We start from the raw sequence: 14,826 nt of genomic DNA, 5'->3' as shown, positions 1-14,826 counted from the left end.
GGGCTCGCTTTTGCGCCCCCGCCGCCGTCCGGTTCACGCCAGCCGTCGGGCCCCCGCGCTCGGCACGGCGGTGAAGATCCGCGGCGCGGCGTGCCCGGCCGCCGCGAACGCCTCGGTGACCGCCTTGCCCACGGCCTCCGCTTCCGCCTCTTCGACCAGCACGATCGCCGACCCGCCGAAGCCGCCGCCGGTCATCCGGGCGCCCAGCGCGCCGGCCTCGTTGGCGGCGGCCACCACGAGGTCCAGCTCGGCGCAGGACACCGCGAAGTCGTCGCGGAGCGAGGCGTGGCCGGCCGTCAGCAGCGGGCCGATGCCGCGCGGGTCGCCCGCGTCGAGGCGTGCCATGACCTCCTGCACCCGCCGGTTCTCGGTCACGATGTGCCGTACCAGGGGCCGTACGGCGGCCTCGTCCGCCAGCGACTCCAGCGCCTGGCGCAGTCCGTCGTACGCCACGTCGCGCAGGGCGCGTACGCCAAGTGCCCGCGCGGCCCGCTCACAGCCGGCGCGGCGTTCGGCGTAGGCGCCGTCACCCAGCTCGTGCTGGACGCGGGTGTCGACGACGAGGAGGCGCAGCCCGGCCGCCGCGAGGTCGAAGGGGACCTGGCGGCGGGTGAGGTCGCGGGTGTCCAGGAGAAGGGCATGGCCTTCGGTGCAGCAGGCCGAGGCGGTCTGGTCCATGATCCCGCAGGGCACGCCGACGAAGGCGTTCTCGGCGCGCTGGGCCAGCCGGGCCAGCTCCTGGCCGTCCAGGCCCAGGCCGTACAGGTCGTTCAGCGCGAGAGCTGTGGCGACCTCCAGGGCGGCGGAGGAGGAGAGCCCGGCGCCGGTGGGGACGACGGAGTCGAAGTGCAGGTCGGCACCGCCGTCCACCGGGAGTCCGGCCTCCCGCATCGCCCACAGCACGCCGGCCGGGTACGCGGCCCAGCCGCCGTCGGGGGCCGGGCGCAGCGCGTCGGTGCGCAGCTCGACGATGCCGCCCTTGACGTTGCCGGAGTGCAGGCGCAGCACGCCGTCGGTACGGGGCGCGGCCGCGGCGGTCGTGGTGTGCGGGAGGGCCAGCGGCATCACGAAGCCGTCGTTGTAATCGGTGTGCTCACCGATGAGGTTGACCCGGCCGGGGGCGGCCCATGTCCCCGCAGGGGCGGTTCCGTACACCTCGCCGAATGCCGCCTCGGTGCGGCGTGCGCCGTGCGCCGTGTCGTTGTTCAACTCGGACTCCTTCGTCCAGCTCGTTGTGCGAATGCCCGGTGCCCGGGTGCGGCGCCGTTTCGGCTGAGCGCGCAGTTCCCCGCGCCCCTGAAGGGGCGCGGGGAACTGCGCGATCGGCCACGACGGTGGCGCGCCCGGCAGCGGCACTGCAGCCCCTACCGGGTTGCCGCTCGGCCATCCCGGGCGAAGGCCCACGCATCCGCGACGATCTCCGCCAGGTCCGCGCGCTTCGGTTGCCAGCCGAGGCGGTCGATGGCCGTCTGGGCCGAGGCGACCAGGACTGCGGGGTCGCCGCCGCGGCGGGGGGCGACGGTCTCGGGGATCGGGTGGCCGGTGACCGCGCGGACGGTCTCGATGACCTCGCGTACGGAGAAGCCGTTGCCGTTGCCGAGGTTGCAGATCAGGTGCTCGCCCGCGACCGCCGCGTCCAGCGCCAGCAGATGCGCGTCGGCGAGGTCGGCGACGTGGATGTAGTCGCGGACGCAGGTGCCGTCCGGCGTCGGGTAGTCGTCGCCGAAGACGGAGATCGACTCGCGGCGGCCCTGGGCGACCTGGAGGACGAGCGGGATGAGGTGCGACTCGGGGTCGTGCCGCTCGCCGCACTCGCCGTACGCGCCGGCCACGTTGAAGTACCGCAGCGACACGGCCGCCAGGCCATGCGCCGCGCACTCACCGCTGATCATGTGGTCCACGGCCAGCTTCGAGGCGCCGTACGGGGAGGTGGGGACGGTGGGGTCGGTCTCCGTGATGGGGGTGTTCACGGGCTCGCCGTACGTCGCCGCCGTCGAGGAGAACACCAGGGTGCGCACGCCCGCGACGCGCATCGCCGCGAGCAGGTCCATGGTGCCGCCGACGTTGTTGCGCCAGTACTTCTCGGGGTCCACGACGGACTCGCCGACCTGCGAGAACGCGGCGAAGTGCAGGACGGCGTCGAAGGAGCGGTCCAGCCACTTGGCCGCGTCCTGGACCCGGCCCTCGATGAACTCCGCGCCCTCGGGGACGCCCACGCGGTGGCCGGTGGACAGGTCGTCCAGGACGACCACCTCGTGGCCGGCCTCCAGAAGGTGTGCCGCCACGACGCTGCCGACGTATCCCGCTCCGCCGGTGACCAGGTATTTCTTGCTCACGTGCTCGCTACCTCTCGCAGTCGCTGCGCCGCGGCTTCCGGCGGCACATCGTTGATGAACACATTCATGCCGGATTCGGAACCCGCGAGAAACTTCAGCTTGCCGGGAGTGCGTCGGATGGTGAAGAGCTCCAGATGGAGCGCGAAGCCGTCGCGGTGCGGGGCGCGCACCGGCGCCTGGTGCCATGCGGCGATGTACGGCGTCGGCGGCTCCCCTGCCCCGAAGATCCGGTCGAACCGTCGCAAGACTTCCAGGTACAGCTGTGGAAACTCTGTGCGCGCGTCCTCGTCGAGGGCGAGCAGGTCGGGGACCCGGCGCCGCGGGTAGAGGTGCACCTCGTACGGCCAGTGCGCCGCGTACGGGACGAAGGCCACCCAGTGCTCGCCCTCCAGGACGACGCGGCTGCCGTCGGCGAGCTCGTCGGCCACGACGTCGTCGAAGAGGTTGCGGCCGCCGGTGCGCTCGGCGTGCTCGGTGGCCGAGGCCAGCATCCGCTCGGTGCGAGGGGTGACGAAGGGATAGGCGTAGATCTGGCCGTGCGGGTGGCCGAGGGTCACGCCGATCTCGGCGCCGCGGTTCTCGAAGCAGAAGACCTGCTCGACGTCGGGGAGCGCGGAGAGCTCGGCGGTGCGGTCGGTCCATGCCTCCAGGACCAGCGCGACCTGCTCCTCGGTGAGGTCGGCGAAGGAGGCGTGGTGGTCGGAGGCGAAGCAGACGACCTCGCAGCGGCCGGTGGAGCCCGCGAGCGAGGGGAAGCGGTTCTCGAAGACGGCGACGTCGTAGTCGGCGGCGGGGATCTCCGAGAGCCGGCCCTCGCGCGAGGGGCAGAGCGGGCATTCGTCGGCCGGCGGGTGGTAGGTGCGGCCCTGGCGGTGCGAGGCGACGGCGACGGAGTCGCCGAGGAGGCGGTCGTGCCGGATCTCGGAGGCGGTGGTGACCTGCGGCAGGGGGCGTTCGTCGACGGCGTCGCGGACGACGTCGTCGCGGGAGTCGTAATAGATGAGCTCCCGGCCGTCCGCGAGCCGCGTGGACGTCTTCTTCACTGTTGCTCCTCGCCAGAAATCCTCGGCAGACGACCAAACACAAACGAACATAATGAACCACGAGCCAACACTTCCGTCAACGCCGTGGACAGAGCGGTGCACCCGCCCGCACCCAGCGTCACCAAGGAAGCCACTCGATCACGATCCAACAAACAAAACCAACAAAAGTGTTCAGTTTCCGAGCGACCGCGCGTAACTTGCTGCTCGTTCCTGCCACCGGCGCCACGCAACGAAGCGAGACCCCATGATCACGATGGCCGAAGGGCTACGCCTCCCTACCAACGGGCTCGACTACACCATCCTGGCGATCTACTTCGCCGTCGTCCTGGGCATCGGCTTCGCCGCCAAACGCAGCGTGAAGACCAGCCTGGACTTCTTCCTGTCCGGCCGGTCGCTGCCCGCGTGGGTGACCGGCCTCGCGTTCGTCGCCGCCAACCTCGGCGCCACCGAGATCCTCGGCATGGCCGCCAACGGCGCGCAGTACGGCGCGTACACCGTGCACTGGTACTGGATCGGCGCCATCCCCGCCATGGTCTTCCTCGGCCTGGTGATGATGCCCTTCTACTACGGCTCGAAGGTCCGCTCCGTACCGGAGTTCCTGCTGCACCGCTTCGGGCCGTCCTCGCACCTGCTGTCCTCGATCATCTTCGCGGTGTCGTCCGTGCTGATCGCGGGCGTGAACCTCTACGCGATGGCGATCGTGCTGGAGGCGCTGCTGGGCTGGCCGGAGTGGGTGGCCATCGTCGTCGCCGGCTTCTTCGTCCTCGCGTACATCACCATCGGCGGCCTGTCCTCGGCGATCTACAACGAGGTCCTGCAGTTCTTCGTCATCCTCGCCGCGCTGATCCCGCTGACCGTCGTCGGCCTCAAGCGCGTCGGCGGCTGGGACGGGCTGACCAGCAGCCTCACCGACAGCCACGGCGGTGACTTCCTCACCGCCTGGGGCGGCACCGGCATCGGCGAGGCCAACCCGCTGGGCGCCAACTGGCTGACGATCGTGCTCGGCCTCGGCTTCGTGATGAGCTTCGGGTACTGGACCACCAACTTCGCCGAGGTGCAGCGCGCGCTCTCCGCGAAGAACGGCTCCGCCGCCAAGCGCACCCCCCTCATCGCCGCCTTCCCCAAGATCTTCATCCCGCTGGTCGTGGTCGTGCCGGGCCTGATCGCGCTGGTCATGGAGCCCTCGCTGGGCAAGACCAAGGACGGCCTGCAGTACAACGACGCCATTCCGGTCCTGATGCGCGACCTGCTGCCCAACGGCGTGCTCGGCATCGCGGTGACCGGTCTGCTCGCCGCGTTCATGGCCGGTATGGCGGCGAACGTCTCCTCGTTCAACACGGTCTTCACCAACGACATCTGGGCGGCGTACCTGAAGAAGGGCCGCGAGGACGCGTACTACCTGAAGACCGGCCGGGTGATCACCGCGGTGGGCGTGCTGATCGGCATGGGGACCGCGTTCATCGCGTCCTCGTTCAGCAACATCATGAACTACCTGCAGACGCTGTTCTCGTTCTTCAACGTCCCGCTGTTCGTGGTGTTCATCATCGGCATGTTCTGGAAGCGGACCAGCGCGGCCGCCGGCTTCTGGGGCCTGCTCTCCGGCACCGTCGCCGCGATGGTCAACTACTTCTGGTTCTACAAGCAGGGCGTCATCTCGATCCCCTCCGACCAGGGCGCCAACTTCGTCTCCTCGATCGTGGCGTTCGTCGTCGGCGCGGTCGTGATGTTCGTGGTCACCCTGGTGACCAAGCCCAAGTCCGCCGAGTCGCTGGCCGGCCTGGTCTACGGCACCACCTCGCCCGGCATGGAGGAGCTGCCCGCCGAGGGCGACGACGCCTGGTACCGCAAGCCCGCCCTGCTGGGCTGGGGCGCGGTCGTCCTCGCCGCCGTCTGCTACATCCCCTTCTCCTTCTGAGGCCCAAGGAGCACACCCCATGAGTGACTACCAGCACGAGGTCGAGGAGCTGGAGCGCAAGTCCGCGACGGCGGCCCGGCTCTTCGACGTACGCCGCATCATCGGCGGACTCTTCGTCGTCTACGGCGTCATCGTCACGATCGCCGGCCTCACCGCGTCCGACGCGGACCTGAAGAAGGCCCAGGACATCAACATCAACCTCTGGACCGGCCTCGGGATGCTGATCCTCGGACTCTTCTTCCTGGCGTGGATGAAGCTGCGCCCGGCCGAGGCACCGGCCCCCGAGGAGACCGGCGCCGCGGCCGACGGCCCGAGCGGCACGACGGACTGACGCGCCGCGCGCTCACTGCGGCGGGGCCTGCTGCGGCCCCGCCGCGTTCGCGTTGCTGACCGCGGCCCGGTCCAGCAGCCCCGTACGGGCCGCCAGCGCCGCCGCCTCCAGCCGCGAGCCCACCCCCAGCTTCATCAGCACCCGCTGCACATGCGTACGGGCCGTGCTCGGCGCGATGCCCATACCGGCCGCGATGAGCCGGGTGTCCTCGCCCTCGGCGACCCGGACCAGCACCTCCACCTCGCGCGGGGTCAGCATCTGCAGCAGCCGCGCGCCCTCGTCGTCCGGCTGCGCCGCCGGATGCAGCAGTTCCTCGAAGGCCTGCTGGAGCAGGGCCGGGGCGATCGCCGCCTCGCCCGCCCTGGCCTTCATCATCGCCCGCTCCACGCCCTCGATCCGCTCGTCGTGGCGGACGTAACCGGACGCGCCGGCCGCGAACGCCGCGGCGATGCCCCGCGGGTTCGGCACCGGGCCGAGCACCACGACCGCCACCTGGGGCCGCTCCTTCTTGATCCGTACCACCGGGTCGAACACCCCCGGCTCGGCGGGCGCTGCCGTCCCCAGGAGGCACACCTCCGGCGCTCTGCTCACCACCAGATCCGCCGCCCCGGCACTCGGCGCGGCCGCGGCGAGCACCCTGTGCCCGCGCAACTTCAGTGCCGAGGCGAGCGCCTCGGCGAGCAGGCGGTGGTCATCGACCACCATGAGCCGCACGCCCATTCAGCAACCCCCCATTCCCCGGCGATATCAGCCCCCCGATCTCCGCCGGGCCCCTTTGCATCCGGAAGCTACACGCTTGTTCGACATTGCGCGCCCCCTACCGGGCAGAAGCCCGCCGGAATGCTGAAATCCCGGCCATTCTGGGCCACTTGCCATCAGCCGCCGATCATTTATTTCCAGAGGCGGACGGACCCGGTACGACAGCGGCCCCGCCCTACAGTGCGTAGGACAGGGCCGCCGGACAGGCCCTGGGGCCTGCGGGTTTCTCAGCTGCCGAAGGCCAGGCCCAGGTACTTGCCGTCGCCCAGGCCGTACTTCGTGCCGGACATGATGTCCTGGTTCAGGAACAGCCGGCCGTGCGCGTACACCGCGCGGGTCATGCCCGGGCGCAGGCTGCGGGCCGCGTCGGCGGTCTCCTTCGGGAGGTTGAGGAAGACCGTCTTCTTGCCCTGCCCGGCCGGGTCGATGCTGACGACCTGGCCGCCCTTGTCGCTGTATCCGTCCTGGTAGGCGATGAGCTTGTCGCCGGCCATGCGGATCGGCACGATCTCCTGGTTGACCTCCGAGGTCGCCTTCCAGGTCGCGGCGCCGGTCTTCAGGTCGAAGGCGACGATCTCGTTCTGCTTGTCGAAGGACTCGCCGCCCACCGCGTCGTGCGACTTGGAGGGCATGTAGAGGTACTTGTCGTCCGCCGTGGCGGTGACGCAGCGCTCCACGCCGCCGCTGATGCCGCAGTTGGGCTTGTACTTGTCCTTCTGCAGCGAAATCTGTGCCTGCTGCTTGCCGGAGTCGTCGATGACGACCATGTCCGTGATACCGGCGTCGCCCGCGGAGATGCCGATGACGACCGGGCCGTTGGTGGAGACCACCTCGGCGCTCTCCACGCCCTTGGGCGCGTCATAGGTCCACTTGGGCTTGCCGGTGGCCGGGTCGATCTCCTGGACCTGCGTGGTCTGCGAGCCGTACTCACCGCAGCGCAGCACCGCGACGAGCTTCTGGCCGCCGCCGATGCCCCGGTCCAGGCACTGCATCGAGGCGTCGTTGCCGTTGTCGCGGCGGTGCCACAGCTCCTTGCCGGAGATGTCGTACGCGGCCTCGCCGTTGCCCGGCCAGGAGGCGACGACCGCGCCCTGGCTGAAGGTGACGCCCATGCCGAGGCTGGACGCCTGGTCGCCGCCGGGCATCGTCTTCTGCCAGTCGAACTTGCCGGAGTCGATGTCCAGCAGCGCGATCTGACTGCACGGCTCGCGGTCGTTCTCGCCCTTGCGCGGACCGGCCTCGAAGACGACCGCGGCCTTGCCCTCTTCGGTGGCGTACGGCGAGGCGCCGCAGACGATGCCGTCCATCGGGAGCTTGTACTTCGGCTTCCGCGCGGCCAGGTCGTAGCCGACGATCTCGGCCTTGCTGACCTTGGCGTACGTCTTCGCCGTCGCCCAGGCGCCGTTCAGCGTCACCACCGACTTGTCCGGCGAGGGCAGCGGCACATTGAAGAGCAGCTTGCCCGTGGAACTGCCGGGCTTGCTCTCCGCGTTCAGCGCGACCTTGCCGCCCTTGAGCGTCGACGGGGCGTCCCCGCCCTGGCCACCGCCGTCGGTGCCCGCACTGGAGCCCTGGGCGTTCGGCGCCGGGTCGTCACCGCCGCTGTTGGCGAACCACACGCCGCCGCCGACGATCAGCGCGATGGCGACCACCGCGGCGACGACGATCATGATGCGGGTGCGCTGCTGATTACCGCCGCCGCCCTGCGGGGGCATGCCACCGCCGGGGAACTGCGCGCCGTACGGGCCGGGGGCTCCGTACGGGCCGGGGGCGCCGGGCTGGCCGGGCTGCTGCGGGTAGCCGTAGCCCGGACCCTGGGCCGGGTAGCCGTACCCGGGCTGCGCGCCGTACGGACCGGGCGGCGGGCCCTGCTGCGGCTGGCCCGGAGCCTGGGGCGGCTGGTCGGGGGCCTGCGGCGGCTGGTTCGGCGGCTGCGGCGGGGCCTGGGGCGGCTGCGGCGGCTGGTTCGGGGGCTGCGGCGGCTGCTGCGGGTAGCCGTACGACGGTTCCTGGGGCGCGCCGAAGCCGCCGGACGGCGGCTGACCGGGCGGTGGTGGCGGCTGCGGCGGCTGGGACATGGGTCGTTACCTCTTCACGCCGGCCCATGGCTCCGAATCGGCCTCCCCCGCGATCCCGAGCGGCAAAGCCCCCCAGGATGGAGTGAATCAGACATAAGGCTCGGCAATTAACGGCAGTTGAGCGGGAGTTCTTTCTACCACTCGGCACCGACACCGCACCCGGCCCGGGACCCTCCCGCGACGCACCTGTTACGCGTCCTCCGCCAGCTCCAGCCAGCGCATCTCCAGCTCGTCCTTCTCGTCCCGCAGCTCCCGCAGCTGCGCGTCCAGTTCGGCAACCTTGGCGAAGTCGGTGGCGTTGTCGGCGATCTGCGCGTGCAGCTTCGCCTCCTTCGTACCGATCTTGTCCAGCTGCCGCTCGATCTTCTGCAGTTCCTTCTGCGTCGCCCGGTCCACCGCGGCGGACTTCTGCTTGGGCGCGGCCGCCGCCGGCGCCGGGGCTGCGGCCTGCGCCATCCGCTCCCGCCGCTCGATGTACTCGTCCAGCCCGCGCGGCAGCATCCGCAGCGCCGCGTCGCCGAGCAGCGCGAACACCCGGTCGGTGGTGCGCTCGACGAAGTACCGGTCGTGGCTGATGACGACCAGCGAGCCGGGCCACCCGTCGAGCAGGTCTTCGAGCTGCGTCAGGGTCTCGATGTCGAGGTCGTTCGTCGGCTCGTCGAGGAAGAGCACGTTCGGCTCGTCCATCAGCAGCCGCAGGATCTGCAGCCGGCGCCGCTCACCGCCGGAGAGGTCGCCGACCGGCGTCCACTGCTTCTCCTTCGTGAACCCGAACTTCTCGCAGAGCTGGCCCGCGGTCATCTCCCGGCCCTTGCCCAGGTCCACCCGCTCCCGGACCCGCTGCACGGCCTCCAGCACCCGCCAGGACGGGTCCAGTTCGGCGACCTCCTGCGAGAGGTACGCCAGCTTCACGGTCTTCCCGACGATGATCTTCCCGCCGGCCGGCTGCGCCTCGCCCTGCGTGCGCGCCGCGTCGGCCAGCGCCCGCAGCAGCGAGGTCTTGCCCGCGCCGTTCACGCCCACCAGGCCGACCCGGTCGCCGGGGCCGAGCTGCCAGGTGAGGTGCTTCAGCAGCACCTTGGGCCCGGCCTGTACGGTCACGTCCTCCAGGTCGAAGACCGTCTTGCCCAGCCGGGAGCCGGCGAACTTCATCAGCTCGGCCTTGTCCCGGGGCGGCGGCACGTCCGCGATCAGCTCGTTGGCGGCCTCGATGCGGAAGCGCGGCTTGCTCGTACGGGCCGGAGCACCGCGCCGCAGCCACGCCAGCTCCTTGCGCATCAGGTTCTGCCGCTTGGCTTCCTCACTGGCCGCGATGCGCTCCCGCTCGGCGCGCGCGAACACGTAGTCGCTGTAGCCGCCCTCGTACTCGTGCACGTCCCCGCGCTGCACGTCCCACATGCGCGTACAGACCTGGTCCAGGAACCACCGGTCGTGGGTGACGACGACGAGCGCGGAGCGCCGCGCCTGGAGGTGCCGCGCGAGCCAGGAGATGCCCTCGACGTCCAGGTGGTTGGTCGGCTCGTCGAGGACGATCAGGTCCTGCTCGGCGATGAGCAGCTTCGCGAGTGCGATGCGGCGCCGCTCGCCACCGGAGAGCGGGCCGATGACGGTGTCCAGGCCCTGCGGGAAGCCCGGCAGGTCCAGGCCGCCGAAGAGGCCGGTCAGCACGTCCCGGATCTTGGCGTTGCCCGCCCACTCGTGGTCGGCGAGGTCGCCGATCACCTCGTGCCGGACGGTCGCCTCGGGGTCGAGCGAGTCGTGCTGCGTCAGCACACCGAGGCGCAGCCCGTTCACGTGCGTGACGCGGCCGTCGTCCGGGGACTCCAGCTGCGCGAGGATGCGGATCAGGGTCGTCTTGCCGTCACCGTTGCGGCCGACGACGCCGATCCGGTCTCCCTCGTTGACGCCGAGGGAGACGCCGTCGAGCAGCGCGCGCAGTGCGTACGCCTTGCTGACGGCTTCCAGATTGACGAGGTTCGCGGCCATCTCACTCCTGTTTCACAACGGTCGGCCTTCCAGCCTAGTGGGCACGGAGTGCCTTCAGGGGCGCGGGGAACTGCGCGAGCAACCACAACGGCGGGAAGGCCGCGAATACCTGCTCAACCGCCCCCTACGGGCGGATAACCGTGGCCCCAGGCGCCGGGCTGTCGGCGATACGAGCGGTGCGGCACGTACCGGACGCCACCAACGCATCCGCAACCGCGGCAGCGGCATCCGCATCCGTCGCCAGGAACGCCGTCGTCGGCCCGGAGCCCGACACCAGCGCAGCCAACGCGCCCGCCTTCGTGCCCGCCTCCAGGGTCGCGGCGAGCGAGGGGAAGAGCGAGAGCGCGGCGGGCTGCAGGTCGTTGGAAAGGGCCTTGGCCAGCACCGCCGCGTCACCCGCCCGCAGTGCGTCCAGCAGCGCGGGCGAAGCCACCGGCACCGGCACATCCGTGCCCTCCGTCAGCCGGTCGAACTCGCGGTAGACCGCAGGCGTGGACAGCCCACCGTCCGCGACCGCGAACACCCAATGGAAGCCACCGCCCACCGGCAGCGGCGTGAGCTTCTCACCACGGCCCGTACCCAGCGCCGCCCCGCCGACCAGGCTGAACGGCACATCGCTGCCGAGCTCGGCACAGATCTCCAGCAGCTCCTCGCGCGAGGCACCGGTCCCCCACAGCGCGTCGCAGGCGAGCAGCGCGCCCGCCCCGTCCGCGCTGCCGCCCGCCATGCCGCCCGCGACGGGGATGTCCTTGGCGATGTGGATGTGGACGGCGGGCTCGCCGATCCCGTGCCGGGCGGCCAGCAGCTCGGCGGCGCGGGCCGCGAGGTTCGTACGGTCCAGCGGGACCTGCCCGGCGTCCGGGCCCTCGCAGGTGATCGTCAGGGTGTCGGCGGGCGCCGCGGTGACCTCGTCGTACAGGCCGACGGCGAGGAAGACGTTGGCCAGGTCGTGGAAGCCGTCGGCGCGTGCGGCGCCGACCGCCAGCTGGACGTTGACCTTGGCGGGGACGCGGACGGTGACGGCGCGGGGGCTGGACGGGGTCACTGGGCTGCGGCTTCCTTGTGCTCGGCGATGCGGGCGAATTCTTCGACGGTCAGGGCCTCGCCCCGGGCCTGCGGCGAGACGCCCGCCGCGACCAGCGCGGCCTCGGCGGCGGCGGCCGAGCCCGCCCAGCCGGCGAGCGCCGAGCGCAGCGTCTTGCGGCGCTGCGCGAAGGCCGCGTCCACGGCGGCGAAGACCTCGTCGCGGCTGGCGGTGGTTTCGAGCGGCGCCTCGCGGCGTACGAGGGAGACCAGTCCGGAGTCGACGTTGGGCGCGGGCCAGAAGACGTTCCGGCCGATCGCGCCGGCCCGCTTGACCTCGGCGTACCAGTTCGCCTTGACCGACGGCACGCCGTAGACCTTGTTGCCGGGGCGGGCCGCGAGCCGGTCGGCGACCTCGGACTGGACCATGACGAGCGTGCGCTCGATGGTCGGGAAGGTCGCCATCATGTGGAGCAGGACGGGGACGGCGACGTTGTACGGGAGGTTGGCGACCAGCGCGGTGGGCGGCGGGCCCGGCAGCTCGGTGACCTTCATCGCGTCGGAGTGGACGAGCGCGAACCGGTCGGCCTTCTCCGGCATCCGGGCCTGGACCGTCGCGGGCAGCGCGGCCGCCAGTACGTCGTCGATCTCCACGGCCGTGACGCGGTCGGCGGCCTCCAGCAGCGCCAGGGTCAGCGAGCCGAGTCCTGGCCCGACCTCGACGACCACGTCATCGGGGCGCACTTCGGCCGTCCGCACGATCCGGCGGACGGTGTTGGCGTCGATGACGAAGTTCTGGCCCTTCTGCTTGGTGGGGCGGACGCCCAGCGTCGCGGCCAGTTCTCGGATGTCGGCGGGGCCCAGGAGCGGGCCGGGCTCATCGGTGCTGCTGTTGGTCACTGGTGAAGCTTACGGCCGCACACGGGCCACGGGCTCGCCCCCCGGCTCACGTACAGCTTCTTCGCCCGGTACGTCTGCTCTTCGGGGGGCGCGTCCTGCGGGGCGCCGGTCCCGCCGAGCGAGTGCCAGGTGGGGCGGTCGAACTGGTACAGCCCGCCGTACGTGCCCGAGGGATCGACCGCGTCGGCCCGGCCGCCGGTCTCGCACTGCGCGAGCCCCTGCCAGTTCAGCTGGTCGGCGCCGGCCACGCTGCTGGGCACGGTCGCGGTGCCCACGTGCACGATCTCGTCGCGCGGCGCACTGACCACTTCCTGGCGCAGCAGCCGCGGCCGCTGCCGGACGCCGTTGACGGTACGCAGCTGGTACGTGGCCCGGCGCACGCCCTGCCGCCCCTGCTGGACCACCGACTCGGTGCCCTTGAAGAGCGAGGCGTCGGGGATGCGCCGGGTCTCGTAGGCGATCGGCTCCTCGCGGACCTCGCGGGAGCCGGTGACACGCAGCACGGAGATGGTCTGGCCCTCGCGCGGGAAGCTGTCCAGCGGTACGGAGGTGGTGTCCTGGCCGTGCAGCGCGATCCCGGCCCGGGCGAGCGCCGCGCGCACGGTGGCGGCGTTGGTGCGGATGCTGTGCGCGCGGCCGTCGGCCATGAAGGTCACCGTGCGCTCGGTGCGTACGGCCAGCTCGATGCCGTGCCGCGCGATGGGCAGCGACCGCGAGGCGGAGATGTACGCGCCTTCGGCCCGCACGCCGAGCTGGCGCAGCGCGCCCTCGACGGTGCGCGCGGTGGTCCACACCCGGCGGCGGTGGCCGTCCACGGTGAGCACGACGGGCCTGCCGTACCGCACGGCCACCTCGTCGCCGCTGGTCAGCGGGGCGTCCGGGCCGGGCGCGACGATGTCGTGCGGGCCGATGGGCACGCCTTCGGAGGCCAGCAGCTCGCCGACGTCCCCGGCGAAGGTGTGCAGCCGCCGGGGATCGCCGTCGACGCTGAGGCGGACGGCCTTGTCGTGCGCGACGAAAGCGGTGGTGCCGCCCGCGAGGAACGCGACGACCAGCGCCTGCGGGACCAGCCTGCGCAGCCCCTCGGGCCGCTCGACGAACCGCTTGCGCCGGGCGGCGCGGCGGGCGGCGGCGCGGCCCGCGGACCGGCCTCCGACGACCGGCGGCCGGTCGTACGACTGCGGCTCGGGGAGCGGCTGGTCGTACGACTGCGACTCGGGGAGCGGCTGGTCGTACGACTGCGGCTCCGGGGGCGGCGGTTCGTACGACTGCTGCTCGGGCAGCCACGGTGCGTACGACTGCGGGCGCGGCGGTGCGTACGACTGCGCGACGTACGTGTCGTACACCTGGGCCTCGTCCGGCGGTCCGTATGGGCCGTAGCCCTGGGTCCGGGGGCCCTCCGTCCCGTCGTACGACCACGGCGACCCGTATCCGTATCCCTGCGAATGACTCACGACGCTCCACGTGCCCGGGACCGGTTGACGGGCCGGAATGTAGTGGATTGAGCGGGAGTACTCCGCCGACGGCTCAGTAGTCGAAGGCGCGCGCCGTGTTGGCCGCGACGGCCGTGGCCAGCGCTTCCTCGTCCATGCCCTTGACCTCGGCCATGGCCCGCAGCGTGACCGGAATGAGGTACGGCGCGTTGGGCCGACCGCGGTACGGCGCGGGGGTCAGGAAGGGGGCGTCGGTCTCGACGAGCACCAGCTCGGGCGGGGCGACGGCCAGCGCGTCCCGCAGCGGCTGGGCGTTCTTGAACGTGACGTTCCCGGCGAAGGACATGAAGTACCCGGCCTCGGCGCACACCTTCGCCATCTCCGCGTCGCCGGAGTAGCAGTGGAAGACGGTCCGCTCGGGCGCGCCCTCCTCGCGCAGCACCCGCAGTACGTCGTCGTGCGCCTCCCGGTCGTGGATGACCAGGGCCTTGCCGTGCCGCTTGGCGATCTCGATGTGCGCACGGAAGGACCGTTCCTGCGCGGCCATGCCCTCCGGGCCGGTACGGAAGTAGTCCAGGCCGGTCTCGCCGACGCCGCGGACGTGCGGCAGCGCGGCCAGCGCGTCGATCTCCGCGAGCGCCTCGTCCAGCGCCGCGTCGCCGCCCGGCTCGCGCGCCCCCTGCCGGGACCAGCCTCCCCCAGCCCTAGGGGGCTGGGAGGTGCCCCCAGGGTCGCCGAGCACGATGCGCGGCGCCTCGTTCGGATGCAGCGCCACCGCCGCGTGCACCGCGTCGTGCGCGGCGGCGGTCTCCGCGGCCCAGCGCGAGCCCTTCACGTCGCAGCCCACCTGGACCACCGTCGTGACGCCGACGGCGGCGGCCTTGGTGAGCGCTTCCTCGACCGTGCCCGACTGCATGTCGAGATGGGTGTGCGAGTCCGCTACGGAGACCCCGAGCGGTTCGGGCAGCGGCGGCGGTGCGTCCTTCGAGCTCATACCTCGATCCTATGAGCCCCGCGGCACC

12 protein-coding genes are annotated in these 14,826 nt (G+C 71.7%); 2 read left to right on the top strand and 10 right to left on the bottom strand.

The features are described from left to right. Positions 1-33: 33 nt before the first annotated feature. From galK to galT, 3 genes are all read right to left on the bottom strand, one after another. Positions 34-1,209 carry a galactokinase gene (galK, locus tag AB0I82_RS27210; protein WP_363259954.1) on the bottom strand — a complete coding sequence of 392 codons (1,176 nt, stop codon included), beginning with the start codon at positions 1,207-1,209 and terminating at the stop codon, positions 34-36. Positions 1,210-1,364: 155 nt separating this feature from the next. Further along, positions 1,365-2,336, bottom strand: coding sequence for a UDP-glucose 4-epimerase GalE (galE, locus tag AB0I82_RS27205; RefSeq protein ID WP_363259953.1), 972 nt, complete (start codon positions 2,334-2,336; stop codon positions 1,365-1,367). Further along, positions 2,333-3,379: a galactose-1-phosphate uridylyltransferase gene (gene galT / locus AB0I82_RS27200; protein WP_363259952.1), complete on the bottom strand. Its 1,047-nt coding sequence runs from the start codon at positions 3,377-3,379 to the stop codon at positions 2,333-2,335. Before galT ends, galE begins: the two co-directional genes overlap by 4 nt. Before the next feature lie 244 nt (positions 3,380-3,623). Here galT and AB0I82_RS27195 point away from each other — a divergent pair, with 244 nt between their 5' ends. Together AB0I82_RS27195 and AB0I82_RS27190 are read left to right on the top strand one after the other, a co-directional pair. Continuing rightward, positions 3,624-5,294, top strand: a complete 1,671-nt coding sequence (locus AB0I82_RS27195; RefSeq protein ID WP_363259951.1) for a sodium:solute symporter family protein — start codon at positions 3,624-3,626, stop codon at positions 5,292-5,294. Between the two features lie 19 nt (positions 5,295-5,313). Continuing rightward, entirely contained in the window at positions 5,314-5,625 is a 312-nt protein-coding gene (locus AB0I82_RS27190; RefSeq protein WP_363259950.1) for a hypothetical protein, read from the top strand. Positions 5,626-5,637: 12 nt separating this feature from the next. Here the strand turns inward: AB0I82_RS27190 and AB0I82_RS27185 are convergent, their stop codons facing one another. The 7 genes from AB0I82_RS27185 to AB0I82_RS27155 form a co-directional block, all read right to left on the bottom strand. Next, positions 5,638-6,345 carry a LuxR C-terminal-related transcriptional regulator gene (locus AB0I82_RS27185; RefSeq protein WP_030617335.1) on the bottom strand — a complete coding sequence of 236 codons (708 nt, stop codon included), beginning with the start codon at positions 6,343-6,345 and terminating at the stop codon, positions 5,638-5,640. A 266-nt stretch (positions 6,346-6,611) separates the two neighbouring features. Beyond that, complete coding sequence (locus tag AB0I82_RS27180) at positions 6,612-8,462, bottom strand: PQQ-binding-like beta-propeller repeat protein (protein ID WP_363259949.1); 1,851 nt, start codon at positions 8,460-8,462, stop codon at positions 6,612-6,614. A 189-nt stretch (positions 8,463-8,651) separates the two neighbouring features. Next, a complete protein-coding gene (locus AB0I82_RS27175; protein WP_363259948.1) occupies positions 8,652-10,448 on the bottom strand; it encodes an ABC-F family ATP-binding cassette domain-containing protein in 1,797 nt (598 codons plus the stop codon). 124 nt (positions 10,449-10,572) lie between these two features. After that, positions 10,573-11,493, bottom strand: coding sequence for a 4-(cytidine 5'-diphospho)-2-C-methyl-D-erythritol kinase (locus tag AB0I82_RS27170; RefSeq protein WP_363259947.1), 921 nt, complete (start codon positions 11,491-11,493; stop codon positions 10,573-10,575). Then, positions 11,490-12,371, bottom strand: coding sequence for a 16S rRNA (adenine(1518)-N(6)/adenine(1519)-N(6))-dimethyltransferase RsmA (gene rsmA, locus AB0I82_RS27165; protein WP_363259946.1), 882 nt, complete (start codon positions 12,369-12,371; stop codon positions 11,490-11,492). The genes AB0I82_RS27170 and rsmA overlap by 4 nt, the downstream gene beginning before the upstream one ends. Then, a complete protein-coding gene (locus AB0I82_RS27160; protein WP_363259945.1) occupies positions 12,368-13,825 on the bottom strand; it encodes a ubiquitin-like domain-containing protein in 1,458 nt (485 codons plus the stop codon). Before AB0I82_RS27160 ends, rsmA begins: the two co-directional genes overlap by 4 nt. 73 nt (positions 13,826-13,898) lie before the next feature. Beyond that, positions 13,899-14,798, bottom strand: coding sequence for a TatD family hydrolase (locus AB0I82_RS27155; protein WP_363259944.1), 900 nt, complete (start codon positions 14,796-14,798; stop codon positions 13,899-13,901). Positions 14,799-14,826: the final 28 nt, after the last annotated feature.

This window comes from Streptomyces sp. NPDC050315, assembly GCF_040655775.1.
Taxonomy (GTDB): Bacteria; Actinomycetota; Actinomycetes; order Streptomycetales; family Streptomycetaceae; genus Streptomyces.
Note: the sequence above shows the minus strand (reverse complement) of the source record. Positions and strands in the feature narration are given on the sequence as shown.